16 protein-coding genes are annotated in these 18110 nt (G+C 65.7%); 13 read left to right on the top strand and 3 right to left on the bottom strand.

Annotated features, from left to right (window positions below; translation table 11 throughout):
* Positions 1 to 13 precede the first annotated feature (13 nt).
* The gene (gene ku, locus IC761_RS23910; RefSeq protein WP_195799076.1) at positions 14 to 988 is read right to left on the bottom strand and encodes a non-homologous end joining protein Ku; all 975 of its coding nucleotides are present in this window, start codon (positions 986 to 988) and stop codon (positions 14 to 16) included.
* 234 nt (positions 989 to 1222) lie between these two features.
* On the opposite strand from ku, the gene IC761_RS23905 reads away from it, so the two are divergent.
* The 13 genes from IC761_RS23905 to IC761_RS23845 all read left to right on the top strand — a co-directional run bounded on the left by IC761_RS23905 (position 1223) and on the right by IC761_RS23845 (position 17079).
* On the top strand, positions 1223 to 1378 hold the full coding sequence (locus tag IC761_RS23905; RefSeq protein ID WP_195799075.1) for a hypothetical protein: 156 nt from the start codon (positions 1223 to 1225) through the stop codon (positions 1376 to 1378).
* A gap of 237 nt (positions 1379 to 1615) precedes the next feature.
* The gene (locus IC761_RS23900) at positions 1616 to 2281 is read left to right on the top strand and encodes a response regulator transcription factor (RefSeq protein WP_018315821.1); all 666 of its coding nucleotides are present in this window, start codon (positions 1616 to 1618) and stop codon (positions 2279 to 2281) included.
* Between the two features lie 91 nt (positions 2282 to 2372).
* Positions 2373 to 3749, top strand: a complete 1377-nt coding sequence (locus IC761_RS23895; protein ID WP_195799074.1) for an ATP-binding protein — start codon at positions 2373 to 2375, stop codon at positions 3747 to 3749.
* 148 nt (positions 3750 to 3897) lie between these two features.
* Positions 3898 to 5301, top strand: a complete 1404-nt coding sequence (locus IC761_RS23890) for a hypothetical protein (protein ID WP_195799073.1) — start codon at positions 3898 to 3900, stop codon at positions 5299 to 5301.
* Between the two features lie 98 nt (positions 5302 to 5399).
* On the top strand, positions 5400 to 5669 hold the full coding sequence (locus tag IC761_RS23885; RefSeq protein WP_195799072.1) for a hypothetical protein: 270 nt from the start codon (positions 5400 to 5402) through the stop codon (positions 5667 to 5669).
* Positions 5670 to 5814: 145 nt separating this feature from the next.
* Positions 5815 to 6927, top strand: coding sequence for a c-type cytochrome biogenesis protein CcmI (ccmI, locus tag IC761_RS23880; protein ID WP_195799071.1), 1113 nt, complete (start codon positions 5815 to 5817; stop codon positions 6925 to 6927).
* Positions 6928 to 6964: 37 nt separating this feature from the next.
* Positions 6965 to 7474, top strand: coding sequence for a cytochrome c maturation protein CcmE (gene ccmE, locus IC761_RS23875; protein WP_195799070.1), 510 nt, complete (start codon positions 6965 to 6967; stop codon positions 7472 to 7474).
* Positions 7471 to 9453: a heme lyase CcmF/NrfE family subunit gene (locus tag IC761_RS23870; RefSeq protein WP_195799069.1), complete on the top strand. Its 1983-nt coding sequence runs from the start codon at positions 7471 to 7473 to the stop codon at positions 9451 to 9453. The genes ccmE and IC761_RS23870 overlap by 4 nt, the downstream gene beginning before the upstream one ends.
* Positions 9454 to 9457: 4 nt before the next feature.
* Positions 9458 to 9940 (top strand): cytochrome c-type biogenesis protein, encoded by a 483-nt coding sequence (locus tag IC761_RS23865; protein WP_195799068.1) that lies wholly within the window; start codon positions 9458 to 9460, stop codon positions 9938 to 9940.
* Positions 9941 to 10137: 197 nt separating this feature from the next.
* The gene (locus tag IC761_RS23860; protein ID WP_195799067.1) at positions 10138 to 11715 is read left to right on the top strand and encodes a Do family serine endopeptidase; all 1578 of its coding nucleotides are present in this window, start codon (positions 10138 to 10140) and stop codon (positions 11713 to 11715) included.
* 273 nt (positions 11716 to 11988) lie between these two features.
* Positions 11989 to 12669, top strand: a complete 681-nt coding sequence (locus IC761_RS23855) for a response regulator transcription factor (RefSeq protein ID WP_195799066.1) — start codon at positions 11989 to 11991, stop codon at positions 12667 to 12669.
* The gene (locus tag IC761_RS23850; protein WP_195799065.1) at positions 12653 to 14113 is read left to right on the top strand and encodes a sensor histidine kinase; all 1461 of its coding nucleotides are present in this window, start codon (positions 12653 to 12655) and stop codon (positions 14111 to 14113) included. The genes IC761_RS23855 and IC761_RS23850 overlap by 17 nt, the downstream gene beginning before the upstream one ends.
* Positions 14110 to 17079 (top strand): bifunctional [glutamine synthetase] adenylyltransferase/[glutamine synthetase]-adenylyl-L-tyrosine phosphorylase, encoded by a 2970-nt coding sequence (locus IC761_RS23845; protein WP_195799064.1) that lies wholly within the window; start codon positions 14110 to 14112, stop codon positions 17077 to 17079. Before IC761_RS23850 ends, IC761_RS23845 begins: the two co-directional genes overlap by 4 nt.
* Here IC761_RS23845 and IC761_RS23840 read toward each other — a convergent pair.
* The gene (locus IC761_RS23840; RefSeq protein ID WP_195799063.1) at positions 17054 to 17290 is read right to left on the bottom strand and encodes a formate dehydrogenase subunit delta; all 237 of its coding nucleotides are present in this window, start codon (positions 17288 to 17290) and stop codon (positions 17054 to 17056) included. The genes IC761_RS23845 and IC761_RS23840 overlap by 26 nt on opposite strands.
* Complete coding sequence (fdhD, locus tag IC761_RS23835; protein ID WP_195799062.1) at positions 17277 to 18107, bottom strand: formate dehydrogenase accessory sulfurtransferase FdhD; 831 nt, start codon at positions 18105 to 18107, stop codon at positions 17277 to 17279. Before fdhD ends, IC761_RS23840 begins: the two co-directional genes overlap by 14 nt.
* Positions 18108 to 18110 lie beyond the last annotated feature (3 nt).

Genomic DNA, 18110 nt, shown 5'->3' with positions numbered 1-18110 from the left:
GGATACGATGCCGTCAGCCGGCCTTTTTCGTCCGTGCCGTCGTGCGCACCGGCTTCTCGGCCTTCTTCGGCGCCGCTTCCTTGGCGGCTGCTTCCTTGCCGCCCTTGCCGGCGATGGGCAAAAGCATCTCGCGCTGGCCCTCGACGCGCTTCTTCGGTTTCTTGGCCTTGACCGTCTCCTTGGCGACCTTCGCCACCGGCGCCGCGTCCTTCTCGCCTGCGAGACTCTTCTTCAGCGCATCCATCAGGTTGATGACGTTGCCGCCGCTCTTTGGCGTCGCCTTGGCCGCGATCGGAGTGCCCGCGCGTTTCTTGTTGATGAGGTCGATCAGCGCGGTCTCGTAATGATCCTCGAACAGCTCGGGCTCGAACGCGCCGGACTTCTTCTCGACGATGTGCTTGGCGAGGTCGAGCATGTCCTTCGTCAGCTTGACGTCCTGGATGTCGTCGAAATACTCGGTCTCGCTGCGCACTTCGTAGGGATAGCGCAGCAGCGTGCCCATCAGCCCGCTCTCGAGCGGCTCCAGCGCAATGATGTGCTCGCGGTTGGTCAGCACCACGCGGCCGATCGCGACCTTGTCCATGCTGCGGATGGTCTCCCGGATCACCGCATAGGCGTCGTGGCCGACCTTGCCGTCGGGTACGAGGTAATAGGGGCGGATCAGATAGCGGTTGTCGATGTCGGTCTTCGGCACGAACTCGTCGATCTCGATGGTGTGGGTCGAGTCGAGCGCGATGTCGTCGAGCTCGTCCTTGGTGACCTCGATATAGGTGTCGGTGTCGACCTTGTAGCCCTTGACGATGTCCTCGGAGGTCACTTCGTCACCGGTTTCGGCGTCGACCTTGAGGTATTTGATCCGGTGGCCGGTCTTGCGGTTGATCTGGTTGAACGAGACCTTCTCGGTATCCGACGTGGCCGGATACAGCGCGACCGGGCAGGTCACGAGCGAGAGACGCAGAAAACCCTTCCAATTGGCGCGGGGGGCCATGGGCTACTCCAAACGCAATAAGGACAGACCGACTACGTTATCATCGGGGAACACCGAATCATACACGGCCCGGCGCGGAATCTTGCAACTGCGTTAACCGGTCGCCGGGCGCATGGTTGCTGCCTGATCGAGCGGCAAAAGTCGGAACATCGCATCGGATCGGGCGTTGCCCCCGACATCAGGCCGCGAGGAGGTCGCGGCAATCGGAGGCGACAGCCGGAGATTGAGGTCACCATGGCAACCACGCGCGAGCAACGTCAGATCGTCGAAACCGCGACCGAGGCACGCCAGGGCGAACCCGGGCCGTCGGTGGCCGCGCTGCTCGCCATCTCGACCGGGCTTGCGATCCTGATCCTCGCTGTCGTCTGGTTCGTGTTCTTCCGAACCTGACGGCAAGCTGACGGGACATCCGTCTTCCGACTCGCCGTGTAACGCGGCAGATTGCGCCCGCCATGCTGTCGGCTCGTCCGCTGGCCTGGCGGGCGCAGTCGCGTCGGCCCAACAAGTCGTATATGACCAAAAAGTAACGTCAGCGGTTCCCCGCGTTCATACTCGGTTCACGCCGGAATTGCTCATCTTAGGCTGTCAATCACGGCCTATCCTTGCAGCCTATCTTTGGAGAGAAGCGTGCGCCTGCTCGTTGTTGAGGATGACCCCGATCTCAATCGCCAGCTCACCAAGGCGCTGACCGACGCCGGCTATGTCGTCGATCGCGCCTTCGATGGAGAGGAGGGGCATTACCTCGGCGACAACGAGCCGTATGATGCCGTGGTGCTCGATATCGGCCTGCCGAAGAAGGATGGCATCTCGGTGCTGGAAGCTTGGCGCCGCAACGGCCGCACCATGCCGGTCCTGATCCTCACCGCGCGCGACCGCTGGAGCGACAAGGTGCAGGGTTTTGACGCCGGCGCCGATGATTACGTCGCAAAGCCTTTCCATCTCGAGGAGGTGCTGGCGCGTATCCGCGCGCTGCTGCGCCGTTCGACTGGACACGCCCAGAGCGAACTCAGCTGCGGCCCGGTCACGCTCGACACCAGGACCGGCCGGGTCAGCGTCTCCGGAAATCCGGTCAAGATGACCTCGCACGAATATCGGCTTCTGGCCTATTTGATGCACCATTCCGGGCGCGTGGTGTCGCGCACCGAGCTGGTCGAGCATCTCTACGACCAGGATTTCGACCGCGACTCCAACACGATCGAGGTCTTTGTCGGCCGCATCCGCAAGAAACTCGACGTCGACATCATCCAGACCGTCCGCGGCCTCGGCTATCTCCTGACTCCGCCGGCTGCTTGAGGCCTCTGGGCTTGACGCGCGGTCCGACAGGGGCCTTGGTCCGGTCATGACCGCCGACGCCATGCCACCCCGCGCCTCCGGGATCATTCCGATGCCCGCGAGTTCCCTTGCGAACCGACTGTTCCTGTCGGCGACCGCCTGGCTCGTGGTGATCCTGGCCATCACCGGCGTGGTGCTATCCTCGGTCTACAAGAACGCCACCGAGCGTGCCTTCGACCGCCGCCTCAATCTCTCTCTACGCACGCTCGTCGCGGAGGTCGCGACCCCCGATGAGCCGCCCGACCGCCAATTCCAATCCCTCGGCGAGCCGTTGTTCGCGCTGCCGCTGTCCGGCTGGTATTGGCAGATCACGCGTACAGACACCGAAAAGCCGGAGGTGCGCACGTCGAAATCGCTCTGGGACAAGAAGCTGCCGAAGCTGGAGGAGCTGGGCACCGAGCTCACCGCTGCCGGCATCCGGCTCGCCTATGTCGACGGGCCCGAGGGCCAGAACCTGCGCATGGTCGAGCGTCCCGTCGATCTCGGCGGCGACGGTAAATTTCTCGTCAGCGTCGCCGGCGATTCCACCGAGATTTTCGACGAGACGCGGAGCTTCGACTACTATCTCGGCGGCACGTTTACGGCGCTCGGCATCGTGCTGCTGCTGACCACCGTATTCCAGGTCCGCTTCGGCCTCGCGCCACTGAAGCGCATCTCGGAATCGATCGCCGACATCCGCTCCGGGCGGGCGGAGCGGCTCGAGGGCGAATTCCCGGTCGAGATCGCGCCGCTGGCGCGCGAGACCAATGCGCTGATCGATGCCAATCGCGAGATCGTCGAGCGCGCGCGGACCCATGTCGGCAATCTCGCCCACGCGATCAAGACGCCGCTTTCGGTCATCGTCAACGAGGCCGGGACGCACGCGGCCGATCCGTTCGCGGCCAAGGTCATGGAGCAGGCCGACGTGATGCGCGACCAGCTCGCCCATCACCTGGAGCGCGCCCGCATCGCGGCGAGGGTCTCGGTCGTCGGCACCGTGACGGAGGTCGCGCCCGCCATTGAGGCGTTGCGGCGGACCATGGAGAAGATCTATCGCGACCGCGGCATCGTGATTGAGGCCAAGGCCGATCCGGCCGCAAAATTCCGCGGCGAGCGGCAGGATCTGGAGGAGATGGTTGGCAACCTCGTCGACAATGCCTGCAAATGGGCGGCCTCGCGGGTCTTCATCGAGGTCCTGGTGGAGGCCCCGCAGCAGGCGGGCGCGGGGCCGCGTCTGCGGATCCTCGTCGACGACGACGGCCGCGGCCTGTCGGAGGCCGAGCGCGCCCAGGTCTCCCGCCGTGGCCAGCGGCTCGACGAATCCAAGCCCGGTTCGGGGCTCGGACTGTCGATTGTGACTGACCTTGCCGCCCTCTATGGCGGCAGCCTTTCGCTCGGCAGCGCCCCGATCGGGGGCCTGCGGGCCGAGCTGGCGCTGCCCGGAATATAATACTCTGATCCCAAACACTTATTTGGGGATTCCGGGCGAAACCGGAGGTATTCGGAATGACTTCCTCAACGGCTTCTTAAGGCGCGCCCCCCTATGATCGCGGCGGACGCATCCCACGTCCGCCACTTTACCGTGCATTACCGGGCGTATGAGTCAGACATCCATCGAGCGGCTGAGAGACTATCTCGCGCAGCTCCCGCCGCAGGCGCAGGCGCTGCTGATGCGGGAGTTCGAGCGCGCGCTCGAGCGCGGCCAGGACACGGCTGTGGCGACGCTGGTGCTCGAGCAGTTGCGCAAGATCGTGCGCAAGACTGAAGCCGATGAGGCCCCGCCGCCGCGGACCGACGACCTGTCGCGGCTGCTGTTCCAGGTGCTGGAACCGTTCCTGGTCGAGGCCGGTGCCCCGATCCGGGTCGGGCAGATCCGCCGTTCCTCGCTGCCACCGATCTGGCAATGGCTCGGCCGCGACGGTGCCCCGGACAAGATCAACGAACTCGAGGCGGCGCTGGCGCGCATGCCAGCCGCGGACAGTGCGGGCCAGGTCGAGGCGCTCGCGCAAAAGCTCCAGACCGCGGCCGCGGACGCGATCTTCGCGCTGACCGGGCCGGGCGGCGGCGACAAGTCGCGCGCGCTTGCCCGGGTCGGCCCGCCGAACGTGATCGAGGACCTCTATTCGATCGGCGCGGTGCTTGCGGTCCGCGAGGCCATCGGCACGCTCAATGAAAAGCTGCCGCGCTTCCTGCGCGCCTTCGGCGATCCCCAGATCGCCTCGGTGACTGCGGCGCTCAACATCCCCGTGCTCCAGACGCCACAGATGCTGCCCTTCGCGCTGTCGGCGGTTGTCCAGCGCATGACCGCACCGTGGCAGATCATTCGCCTTGCCATCAAGATCGCCGCCTCCGACGACGAGATCCGCGTCGCTGCGACGCCTTACGGCGTCGCCGTCACGATGGCGCTGCACGACCTATCCTGTGTTGCCGCCAATCTGCGCATGGATATCAAGCGCAGCCGTTTCGACACCGTCGCCGACAATCTGAAGGCGCTGCATGACGGCGTGCGGGGCCTGCGCACCGAGCTCGACCTGCGCAATGATTCAGCCTGGGGCAAGCAACTGACCTCGATCCGGGCCGACATCTCCAATGCCCTGCAATCGGAGATCGACAGCGTGCCGGGCCGCGTTCGCCGCATCCTGCGCCAGCGCGCCGAGAAGGACATTCCGCCCGGTGCGCGGATCGACACCACCGAGGTGGAAGAAACGGTGGCGCTGATCGACTTCGTCGCAACCTGCCGTAACTATGCCAGCGAACTCGCAATCAACGAGGTGACGCTGCGCACCTATTCCGACCTCCAGCAATATGTGGAGCGGTCGACGGAATCGCTGGTTCAGTCGCTGCGCGGCGCCGATCACAAGGTTCGCACCTACCGCCAACAGCAGGTTCACGCCGCGATCCGCTTCTGCGAGGTGCTGTTCGGCGACGACTACGCCTCGCTGATGAGCCGCGCCGCGGAGAACGCCGCGACAGGCGAGCGCAAATCGACGCGCGCGAGCTGATTCAAGCGCATTTTTCCGTGATCACAATTTGTAGTTGACGCTGTCGGCGGCGAGCCCTACGGTCCCGTGCAGTACGGGGAATTTCTATCTGTGGGCGCATGAAACCACTTATCAGCTTCGTTGAAATCGAGAACCGCGTCATTGTTGCCAAATATCAAAGGCTGATGGTCAGCGCGAAGGTGGTGCTGGTCGAGAAGGCAAGCGGCCAGCAGCTCTCCGAGACGGTCACGAGGATTGCGTCACCGGTTCCGGTCGGGGCTTTGCGCATCAGGCTGCCGGACGCCATCAGGCCTGGAACGTACTTCCTCAGGGCGATCAACGGGCACGGCGAGGACGCCGCCCAGAGCGTGGACTTCGAGATCGCTTAAGCCGTTGGATTTCCAGCGCTTCAGGGCGAGGGCGCTCGCGCCGAATTGACAATTGTCAATTGCCGCCTTGTCCGGCCGTAGTGTAAAGCCACGTGGTGTAACGCCATTGATGGGCGCGACTCGCGCGCTGCCGGAAGCTTGCCAGATGACGCTATGGTTCGTGTTCGCGCTGATGACCGTCGCGGCGATTTTCGCCGTGCTCTGGCCGCTCGGCCGTGCGCAGAACCGGGGCGTCGAAAATCAGGGCAGCGAGGTCGTGGTCTACAAGGACCAGCTGGCTGAGATCGAGCGCGATCTCGCCGCAGGGCTGATCGCCGCGCCCGAAGCCGAAGCGGCGCGTGTCGAGATCAGCCGCAGGCTCCTTGCGGCCGCCGGCACCGAGCCTGTGCCAGAGTCGAAATCCAATCTCAAATGGCGCCGCGCGGCCGCCGTGCTGGCGCTCGTCGGCCTGCCGCTGGTCGCGGTCGCGATCTATGTTCCGCTCGGCTCGCCCGCGCTTCGCGACTTTCCGCTGGCGCAACGGGAGCGCGGGGTCGGGCAGGCGCGGTCGCTCGAGAATCTGGTCGTGCAGGTCGAGCAACATCTGGAGAAAAATCCAACCGATGGCCGCGGCTGGAACGTGCTCGCACCGGTGCTGGAGCGGCTCGGCCGCTTCGACGATGCGGTGCGCGCCTATCGCAATTCGCTGACCTATAACGGCGAGAGCGCGGAGCGCAGGGCCGATCTCGGTGAGGCGATCGCGGCGGCGGCCAACGGCGTGGTGACCGCCGAGGCCAAAACCGAGTTCGAGCGCGCGCATGCGCTCAACGCCGATGATCCCAAGGCGAACTACTTCCTCGGTTTGGCCGCCGAGCAGGATGGCCGCAAGGACGATGCGGCCAATATCTGGCGCGCGCTGCTTGCAAAGGCACCGGCGGATGCACCGTGGCGCCCGCTGGTGCAGTCATCGCTCGCTCGCGCCGGGGGCGGCGGCACGATGCCGGCGCTGTCGGACGAGACGATCGCCGCGTCCAAGGACATGACCGAGGGCGATCGCGGCACGATGATCCGCGGCATGGTCGAGCGTCTCGCGACTCGGCTGAAGCAGAACGGCGACGATGTCGACGGCTGGCTTCGCCTGGTGCGCGCCTATCTCGTGATGGGCGATCGCGACAAGGCGCTGGGCGCGTCGGCCGATGCCCGCCAGGCAGTTGCCAACGATTCCGAGCGGCTGCGCCAGCTCAACGAAGGCCTCAAGAATCTCGGGCTCGACGGGTGACAATGCCAGGACGACACGAGCGGAGAACGGATACGCCATGACGCGCAAGCAGCGACGTATGACCATCATCGGCGGCTCGCTCGCCGTGCTCGCGCTCGCCGCTGCGCTGGTGCTCAACGCGCTGCGCGACTCCATCGTGTTCTTCTCGACCCCGACCATGGTCGCCGAGAAGCATGTCCAGCCGGGCAAGCGGTTTCGCCTCGGCGGGCTGGTGCAACCCGGCTCGCTCCAGCGCGGTGACAATCTCGCTGTGACCTTTGAAGTCGCCGATGGCGGCGCCAAGCTGCCGGTCGCCTACAAGGGCATTCTGCCCGACCTGTTCCGCGAAGGGCAGGGTGTCGTCGCCGAAGGCGCGCTCGATGCCAACGGTGTGTTCAAGGCCGACACCGTGCTTGCCAAGCACGACGAGACCTATATGCCCAAGGACGTTGCGGACGCCCTGAAGAAGCAGGGGCACTGGAAGGACGATTACGGTGCCAAAGCTTCTGATGGCTCCAAGCCGGCGGCAACGACGGCGCAGGGCAACTCGCAAGGAGCAGTGCGGTGATCGCAGAAGCCGGACATTACGCGTTGGTGCTGGCGCTCGCGCTGGCGCTGATCCAGTCCTTCGTGCCGCTGGTCGGCGCGCGCCTGCGCGACGCCGCGCTGATGAACGTGGCGCGCTCCGCCGCGCTGGCGCAGCTCCTGTTCGTCGGCGCGTCGTTCATTGCGCTCGTCACTCTGCATGTGACGTCTGATTTCTCCGTCGCCAATGTCTACGAGAATTCCCACTCGATGAAGCCCATGATCTACAAGATCACCGGCGTGTGGGGAAATCATGAAGGCTCGATGCTGCTGTGGGTGTCGATCCTGGCGCTGTTCGGCGGCCTTGTCGCGGCCTTCGGCAACAATCTGCCGCTGTCGCTGCGCGCGCATGTGCTGGCCGTACAGGCCTGGATCGCCAGCGCGTTCTATCTCTTCATTCTGATGACCTCGAACCCGTTCCTGCGCATCGTCAATCCGCCGATCGAGGGACGCGATCTCAATCCGGTGCTTCAGGACATCGGTCTCGCGGTGCATCCGCCGATGCTCTATCTCGGCTATGTCGGCTTCTCGATCTCGTTCTCCTTTGCGATCGCGGCGTTGCTCGAGGGCCGGATCGATGCGGCCTGGGCGCGCTGGGTGCGGCCGTGGACGCTGGTGGCCTGGATCTTCCTGACGCTCGGCATCGCCATGGGCTCCTATTGGGCCTATTACGAGCTCGGCTGGGGCGGCTGGTGGTTCTGGGATCCGGTCGAGAATGCCTCGCTGATGCCTTGGCTTGCCGGCACCGCGCTGTTGCACTCGGCGCTGGTGATGGAGAAGCGTAACGCGCTGAAGGTCTGGACCATTCTTCTGTCGATCCTGACCTTCTCGCTGTCGCTGCTCGGCACCTTCCTGGTGCGCTCGGGTGTTATCACCTCCGTGCACGCCTTCGCCAATGATCCAACCCGCGGCGTGTTCATTCTGTTGATCCTCTGCCTGTTCATCGGCGGCAGCCTGTCGCTGTTTGCGGGGCGCGCCACTTCGCTGAAGCAGGGCGGCCTGTTCGCGCCGATCTCGCGCGAAGGCGCGCTGGTGCTGAACAATCTGCTGCTGACGGTTGCCTGCGCGGTCGTGCTGTTCGGCACGCTCTATCCGCTGGCGATGGAGGTGATGGCGGATTTCAAGATGTCGGTCGGCGCGCCGTTCTACAATCTCAGCTTTGTTCCGCTATTCGTTCTGCTGCTGCTTGCGGTGCCGTTCGGGCCGATGCTGGCGTGGAAGCGGGGCGATCTGCTCGGCGTCACCCAGCGCCTGCTGACAGCTGGTGTTGCCGGGCTTGTCGTGGTCGCCATTGTCTGGGCCTGGACGCGCGGCGGCAGCGCGCTGGCGCCGCTTGCGATCGGACTTGGAATCTTCGTCATCGCCGGCGCCGTCACCGACCTCGCCGAACGGACCGGGCTGTTTCGCCTGCCGTTTGCAACGACGCTGCACCGGGCCCGCGGCCTGCCGCGCTCGGCCTGGGGCACGGTATTTGCGCATGCCGGTCTCGGCGTGGCGCTGATCGGGATCGTCTGCGAGACCACCTGGAACAGCGAATATATCGCGACGATGAAGCCGAACGACGTTGCCCAGGTCGCCGGCTATGATCTGAAGCTCGACGGCCTGCTCGAGCGCCAGGGGCCGAACTACCGCGAGATGATCGCGCAGTTCAACGTCAGCCGCGATGGCGAGGCGCTCAGCATCATGACGCCGTCGAAGCGCAGCTTCACCACCCGCGGCTCGTCGACCACGGAGGCGGCGCTTCTGACCCGCGGTGCGAGCCAGCTCTATATCTCGCTCGGCGACGTCGCCGCCAACGGCGCCATCGCCGTGCGCATCTATCACAAGCCGCTGGTGCTCTTGATCTGGTGGGGACCGGTGCTGATGGCGTTCGGCGGCATGCTGTCGCTGTCGGACCGGCGCTTGCGGGTCGGCGCGCCGAAGCCGGCGCGGGCCAAGCAGCGCCTCCAGCCGGCGGAGTGAAGCAATGGGCCGGATGATGGCCGCGTTTGTCGCGCTTGCGCTGCTGGCTGCGCCTGCGGCGTATGCCGTACAGCCCGACGAGATCATGTCGGATCCCGTGAAGGAAGCCCGCGCGCGCGACCTGTCGCGCGAGCTGCGCTGCATGGTCTGCCAGAACCAGTCGATCGACGATTCCGACGCGCCGCTGGCGCGCGATCTGCGGCTCCTGGTGCGCGAGCGTATCGCGGCCGGCGACAGCAATGCGCAGGTGCTCGACTTTCTGGTGGCGCGCTACGGCGAGTTCGTGCTGCTGAAGCCGCGCTTCGAGCGGCAGACCATGCTGCTGTGGCTGCTCGCGCCGCTGCTGCTGATCGGCGGCGGCCTTGCGCTGTGGCTGCAAATCCGCCGGCGCGCGCGGAACAATGCAGACGCACCAATGCCGCCGCTGACGCCCGACGAGGAGGCGCGGCTCGCCGCTTTGATGTCAGACGAGGCGGCATCGCGCTAGGTCGCCGGAACCAGATTAAGTTCCTGTCAGACCACGATTTTTTGTGTGCGATGAACTGCCGCATCCGCAGTTGCCCTTCATTACAAAAGTTTAACCCCGCAGCCAGCGCGCGGTAAGGCGGCAGCCCCCATCTTCAGGTCCGTAACGTGCCGCGCATCCGGCGCGAAAAGGATTTCAAGGCCCTGGAGACATCCTGCATGACCGACCGTCCCGATCTCACGAACCTTCCGTCCTACCGGCAGCCCCGCCGTTCAGTGTTTTCCGCCCGCAGAATCGCGCTGATGGCCTCGGTCGTCGCCGGTCTCGGCATCGCCGTCCACGGCTTCAGCCCGTCGACGTCGCCCGCCGACCTGCTCTCGAGCCCGGCGCATGCGCAGGTCAACAACGAGGTCAAGAAGGTCGAACGTCCGATCGGTTTCGCCGACATCGTCGAGCGGGTGAAGCCCTCGGTGATCTCGGTGAAGGTCAACATCAAGGAGAAGACCGCAAGCAACGACGATGGCGATGATTCCGCCTCGCCGTTCCAGCCGGGCTCGCCGATGGAACGCTTCTTCCGTCGCTTCGGTGGTCCCGATGGGTTCCCGGGCCAGAAGGGTGGCCGTGGCCGCGTCGTGCAGGGCCAGGGCTCCGGCTTCTTCATCTCCGCTGACGGCTTCGCCGTGACCAACAACCATGTGGTCGACGGCGCGGACAAGGTCGAGGTCACGACCGACGACGGCAAGACCTACAGCGCCAAGGTGATCGGCACCGACCAGCGCACCGACCTCGCTCTGATCAAGGTCGAGGGCGGCTCCAACTTCCCGTTCGCGAAGCTTGCCGACGGCAAGCCGCGGATCGGCGATTGGGTGCTCGCGGTCGGCAACCCCTTCGGTCTTGGCGGCACCGTGACGGCCGGCATCGTCTCGGCGAGCGGCCGCGACATCGGCAACGGTCCCTATGACGATTTCATCCAGATCGACGCGCCCGTGAACAAGGGCAATTCCGGCGGTCCGGCCTTCAACACCGACGGCGAGGTGATGGGCGTCAACACCGCGATCTACTCGCCCTCCGGCGGCAGCGTCGGCATCGCGTTCTCGATTCCTGCCAGCACCGTGAAAAGCGTGGTTGCCCAGCTCAAGGACAAGGGCTCGGTCAGCCGCGGCTGGATCGGCGTGCAGATCCAGCCGGTGACATCCGACATCGCCGACAGCCTCGGCATGAAGAAGGCCGAAGGCGCGCTGGTGGCGGAGCCGCAGAAGGATGGTCCGGCGGCCAAGGCCGGCATCGAGTCCGGCGACGTGATCACGTCGGTCAACGGCGAGTCCGTCAAGGACGCCCGCGAGCTCGCCCGCACCATCGGCGGCATGGTGCCCGGCGCGTCCGTGAAGCTCAACGTGCTGCACAAAGGCCAGGACAAGGTCGTGAACCTCACCCTCGGCCAGCTGCCGAACACGGTCGAGGCCAAGGCCGATATTGACAACGACAGCGGCAAGGGCGCGAGCAAGGGCACCGACGTGCCGAAGCTCGGCATGACGGTTGCGCCCGCCAATTCCGTCGCCGGCGCCGGCAAGGACGGCGTCGTGGTCACCGAAGTCGACCCGAAGAGTGCTGCGGCCGAACGCGGCTTCAAGGAAGGCGACGTGATTCTCGAAGTCGGCGGCAAGAGCGTGAGCACCGCCGGCGACGTCCGCGACGCCATCACCGCGGCGCGGACCGACAACAAGAACAGCGTCCTGATGCGCGTGAAGAGCGGCGGCCAGTCGCGCTTCGTCGCGGTGCCCATCGCCAAGGGCTAAGCCTCAGGAGGTCTATGAGATGAGGGGTGTCGCCGGCATCAGTCGCCCCCGCCGCCGACGCCCTTCGGGGAAGCAGCGCAAAGTTCGCTTCCCCAGTCTACCTTCCGGTGGAATTACGCCCCCCTCCGTCGGAAGGCCTAGGGCGGTGAGGTCCCCCCAGCTTCACCGCCCGCCTTTTTCTCGAGACAAGAGTCTCTCGCTCGGCTTGCATGCGATTGCCGCTCGCGCCATGTTTAGAGAAGGTTGACCTCCTTGACCGCCGCCGAACGCACGATGCGCCTCCTCATCATCGAAGACGACCGCGAATCCGCCGATTATCTCGTCAAGGCGTTTCGCGAAGTCGGACACATTGCCGACCACGCCGGCGACGGCGAGGAGGGCCTCGCCATGGCCGAGAACGGCGATTACGATGTGCTGGTGGTCGACCGCATGCTGCCCAAGCGCGACGGCCTCTCGCTGATTGGCGTGCTCCGCGACAAGGGTGACACGACGCCGGTGCTGATTCTCTCTGCGCTCGGGCAGGTCGATGACCGCATCAAGGGCCTGCGTGCCGGCGGCGACGACTATCTGCCGAAACCCTATTCCTTCGCAGAGCTACTGGCCCGGGTCGAAGTGCTGTCGCGGCGCCGCGGCGGTCCGGCCGAGGATACGCTCTATCGGGTCGGCGACCTCGAGCTCGACCGGCTCTCCCATCGCGTGGCGCGCGGCAAGGACGAGCTCACGCTGCAGCCGCGCGAGTTCCGGCTGCTTGAATATCTGATGAAGCATGCCGGCCAGGTGGTGACGAGAACCATGCTGCTTGAAAACGTCTGGGACTATCATTTCGATCCGCAGACCAACGTGATCGACGTGCACATTTCGCGGCTGCGCTCCAAGATCGACAAGGGTTTCGAGCGGCCGCTGCTGCATACGATCCGCGGCGCCGGGTACATGATCCGTGACGGCATTCGGTAAACTCGTCCGCACCACGGCGTTCCGGCTGACGCTGGTCTATCTGCTGCTGTTCGCGATGTTCGCGGCCTCGTTGCTTGGCTATTTCGCCTGGAATACGCGGCGGCTGATCACCGAAGAGATCACCCAGACGGTGAATGCCGAGACCTCGGAGATCAACGAGATCTACGGTCGCCGGGGCATGTTCGGCCTCGCGCGCGCGATCGAGTACCGGGCATTGCGGCCGGGCGCCAACCTCTACCTCGTGACCACGCCGACCGGCCAGGCAATTGCCGGCAATGTCGGCTCGCTTGCGCCGGGCGTGATGGGAACGGTCGGCTGGTCGGAGACCGCCTATCGGCGGATCGAGGATGCCGACGACCGCGACCATCGCGCGCTCGTGCTCGTCACCCAGCTTGAAAACGGGTTTCGCCTGCTGATCGGCCGCGACCTCGCCGAGCGGCGGCGCCTGTTCGGCATCGTCGCCAAGGCGGCGCAATGGTCGATCCTGATCGTCGTGGTGCTCGGTCTCGGCGGCGGTGTGTTCGTCGCGCGCCGCGTGCTCACGCGCATCGATGCGATGAGCGGCACCGCGCATCGCATCATGACCGGCGATCTCAGCGAGCGGCTTCCGGTCGGGCGCAGCGGCGACGAGCTCGATCGCCTCGCGGAAAATCTTAACGCCATGCTGGAGCGGATCGAGGCACTGATGGCGGGGCTGAAGGAGGTCTCCGACAACATCGCCCACGACCTCAAGACGCCGCTGACGCGCTTGCGCAACCGCGCCGAGGAGGCGCTGGCAAAATGCGGCAGCGAGACCGACTATCGCGCCGCGCTGGAACGAACCATCGAGGAATCCGACGGCCTGATCCGCACCTTCAACGCGCTGCTGATGATCGCCCGCGCAGAGTCGGGGCAGGCGCGCGGCAATATGGACGATTTCGACGCGGCCGAAGTCGCCAATGGCATCCACGAGCTCTATGAGCCGCTGGCCGAAGACGACGGCATGACCTTGAAGGTCAAGGCGGAGGCTGCGTCCATTCGCGGCAATCGCGAACTGATAAGTCAGGCACTCGCCAATCTGGTCGAGAACGCCATCAAATACGGCAAGCCGGCCGCACAGGCGGCGGGAACCGTGGTCAGCATGGACAGACGGCAGATCACGATCGAGGCGAAGCGCGAGGATGACCAGGTGCTGCTCAGCGTCACCGATCGCGGCCCCGGCATCCCCGAGGCCGACCGCAAGCATGTCGTCGAGCGATTCGTGCGGCTGGAAGCGAGCCGCACGCTACCGGGCTCCGGTCTCGGCCTCAGTCTCGCCGCCGCAGTTGCCACATTGCATGGCGGCGAATTGCGGCTGGGCGATGCCCATCCCGGCCTCGTCGCCACGCTGGTGCTGCCGGCACGGGCGGGGGCCGGCGACAGGGTTGCTCCTCCATTACCGGATGTGCCACAGAAGGTGGCATGAACCACTCCGCGCCGGGAAACGCGGACAAGACTGGTGAGAGCCTGGCCGCGCGCTTCGCGGAGGCTCCCCATATTGCCGTTTCCACAACCGACGAACGACGTTTTGGCAACTGGCTGGCCGAGCTCGAGCCGGCGCAAGCGGCCCGTCTGGACGCCCTGCTGGTTCATCCCTTCGCACGGGATATCGTGGCTGGCATCGCGGAATTCTCGCCCTATCTGTTTGAGCTGGTGCGCGCCGATCCGCCGCGCTTGATCCGGCTGCTCGAATGCGATCCGGATGCGCATCTTGCCGCCTTGATCGCGGAGGCGAGGGGCGCGGTGTTCGCGGCGGCCGACGAGGCCGAAGTGATGCGGCTGCTTCGCCGCATGAAGGCGGAGGCAGCGCTCTTGATCGCGCTGTGCGACATCGGCGGTGTCTGGCCGGTGATGCGGGTGACGGCGGCGCTGACCGAAATTGCCGTCTCCTCGGTGCAGGCCGCGCTCCAGTATCTGCTGCGGCAGGAAGCCGCACGCGGCAAGATCGTGCCACCCAATCCGGAGATGCCGGAAGAGGGCTGCGGCCTTATCGTGCTGGCGATGGGCAAGATGGGCGCGGGCGAGCTGAACTATTCCAGCGACATCGATCTCATCGTGTTCTTCGATCCCGATAACACGACGCTGGCGGCGGATATCGAGGCGCAGCCGTTCTTCGTGCGGGTGACGCAAGGGATGGCGCGCATTCTCCAGCAGCGCACCTATGACGGCTACGTCTTCCGTGTCGATTTGCGCCTGCGTCCCGATCCGTCGTCGACGCAAGTGGCGATCTCGCGTCACGCCGCCCTGCATTACTACGAGCGGGAAGGGCGCACCTGGGAGCGCGCCGCGATGATCAAGGCGCGCGCCTGCGCCGGTGACGTACGCGCGGGCGAAGCGCTGCTCGCAGAGATCGCGCCCTTCGTCTGGCGCAAGCATCTGGACTTCGCCGCGCTTGCCGACGTCCACGACATGAAGCGGCAGATGCAGACCTATCGCGGCCAGAGCGAGATCACGGTCGAGGGCCACAACGTCAAGGTCGGCCGCGGCGGCATCCGCGAGATCGAATTCTTCGCCCAGACCCAGCAGCTGATCGCCGGCGGCCGTCATCCCGACCTGCGGGTGCGGCCGACACTTGCGGCACTCAACGTGCTCGCCAACAGCAACTGGATCACCTTCGCGGCGCGCGACGAGCTGACCGCAGCGTATGAATTCCTGCGCCGGGTCGAGCACCGTCTTCAGATGATCGCTGACGAGCAGACCCATGCACTGCCGGACGACAAAGAGGCCGTCGAGCGCTTCGCCTGGTTCTTCGGCTATCCCGATCGCGAGAGCTTTGCGCGCGATCTGCTGCGCCAGCTCGAGATCGTCCAGGGACATTACGAAAAACTGTTCGAGGGCGACAATCCGACCGGGACGGCCAGGCTGCCGACGCTCGGATACGGTGCGGGCCCCGACGATCCGCGCCTGCTCCAGCACCTGGCGACGCTCGGCTTCAAGATGCCGGCTGCCGTCGCCCAGACCCTGCGCGATTGGATCGCCGGCGACTACCGGGTGCTTCGCAACGAGCAGACGCGAAGCGCCTTCGTCGAGTTCGTGCCGGCCCTGATCGACGGTCTCGCGCATGCAGAGGAGCCAGACCGTGCGGTGGTGGCCTTCGATCACTTCCTCCGCGCACTTCAGCGTGGCGGCCGGCTGATCACGTTGCTCGGCCAGAACCGCGATCTCGTCGCGCTGGTGGCGCTTGTGCTCGGCGCCGCACCACGGCTCGGCGAGATGCTGGCGCGGCAGCCGCAGCTCATGGACGGCCTGATCGATCCGCGCTTCTTCGGCGCGATGCCGGATCGCCAGGAACTGTCGGCGCGGCTCGCGGTCACGGTGCAGGATGCAAGCTCCTACGAGGAATTCCTCGATCGCCTGCGCCTGTTCGGGCAGGAGAGCCTGTTCCTGATCGGCACGCGCATCCTCTCAGGCACGGTTTCCGCGCAGCAGGCGAGCACGGCCTTTGCCGACGTCGCCGAAGGCATCGTCCACACCGTCCACGGCCTCGTCGCCGATCGCTTCGCCGCCCAGCATGGGCGCATCGAGGGGCAAGAGACCGCGATCATCGCCATGGGTCGGCTCGGCGGTCGCGAGATGACGGCGTCGTCCGATCTCGACCTGATCCTGCTCTACGATTTCGACGCCGACAATCCGGACTCCGATGGACCGAAATCGCTGCAGGGCGCGCACTATTTCGCGCGCTTCACCCAGCGCCTGATCAGTGCGTTCACGACGCGCACCAATTACGGCGTGCTCTACGAGATTGACATGCGGCTGCGCCCGTCCGGACGCGCCGGGCCGGTGGCGTCGAGCCTCGCGTCCTTCGCGGACTACCAGGCCAACGAAGCCTGGACCTGGGAGCACATGGCGCTGACCCGCGCGCGCGTGGTGTCGTCATCACCTGAATTCCGTGTGCGGATCGAGGGCATCATCCGCGAGGTTCTGACCCGCCGCCGCGACCGCACCGTCATTGCCAACGACGTCGCAGACATGCGGCGCGCGATTGCGCAGGAGAAGGGCGAGACCGACTATTGGGATCTGAAATATGCCGCCGGCGGCATGGTCGACATCGACTTCATCGCGCAATATCTCCAGCTCGTGCACGCGCACGACAAGCCCGGGATACTGGACGTCAGCACGGTCCAGGTGCTGGAGAATGCCGCGAAGCTGGGTGTGCTTGCACAATCGGAGGCGGAGATCCTGCGCGCAGCAGCGCGGCTCTACCACGATCTGACGCAGATCCTGCGGCTGTGCGTCAGCGATCGTTTCAAGCCGGAAACCGCGGGCACCGACCTTCAACGGGTGATGGCGCGCGCCGGCGACGCGCCGGACTTCTCGTCGCTGGAGGCACGCGTGAAGGAAACGCAGGGCGAGGTGCGGCGCGTGTTCAGGGCGCTGTTGGAAGGGGCATAGCCTGCTTCAGCGAGGCGAGGGCCTCGTGGACGTTCGGGGCGAGCCCTTCGCCACCGGCGTCGAGATGTGCGAAAATCGCCCGCTTCATCCTGGGATCCCAGAACTTCTTGATGTGATCGGCGATGCCCGGAACGGCCTTATCACGGCCCTGACTCTCGAAGAACTTGCCGATCTGGTTGGCCATGTAGACGAGACGATCAGGCGACGACATCGACAATCTCCTGGGCACGATGAGCCGCGATGCGGCCCTGGTGCGTGAACACTTCAAATCCGTCGCTGCGGGCGATCGCAATCAGTGTGATGCCGGCAGCCTCCGCAGTGCGGACCGCGAGCGCGGTGGGCGCGGAGACCGCGACCATCACAGGCGCGCCGATCGCAGCGGTCTTCTGCACCATCTCGACCGAGACACGGCTCGTCAGCAGCACCATGCCGCCGCTTGCCTCAGTCCGGCTGCGCGCGAGCGAACCCGCCAGCTTGTCCAGCGCATTGTGGCGGCCGACATCCTCGCGCAGGGCAACAATGCCGTTCGACGGCGTCCAGAATGCCGCCGCGTGGACCGCGCGCGTCTGGATGTTGATCGATTGCAGCGGCGCGATCGCCTGCATCGCCGTCATGATCAGCTCGGGCGTAAAGGTCTGCCCCGGTGGCACGATGGCCGCGGGCCGCACGGCTTCGGCGATCGAATCGATGCCGCAGATGCCACAGCCGGTCGGACCTGCGATGTGACGCCGCCGCTCGCTGACGCGCGCGGCTTCGTCCGGCGCCAGCCACATCCGCAGCTCGATGCCGTCGTCGAGGCGGACCACTTCGAGCGACTTGATGTCGTCGACCGATTTGATGACGCCTTCGTCCAGGCTGAAGCCGACGGCAAAATCTTCCAGGTTTTGCGGCGTCCCCATCATGACGGCGTAGGTGCCGCCATTATAGGTCAGCGCGAGCGGCGTCTCCCCGGGGATCAGCCGCGCCCCTTCCGAGGTGACGCCGTCGCGCCAGATCTCGCGGTCAATGGCCTGGACCGGGACGTGCATGCC

The organism is Bradyrhizobium commune (assembly GCF_015624505.1).
GTDB classification, from domain to species: Bacteria; Pseudomonadota; Alphaproteobacteria; order Rhizobiales; family Xanthobacteraceae; genus Bradyrhizobium; species Bradyrhizobium commune.
The sequence above is the reverse complement of the archived record's forward strand: the minus strand, read 5'-3'. Positions and strand labels throughout refer to the sequence as shown.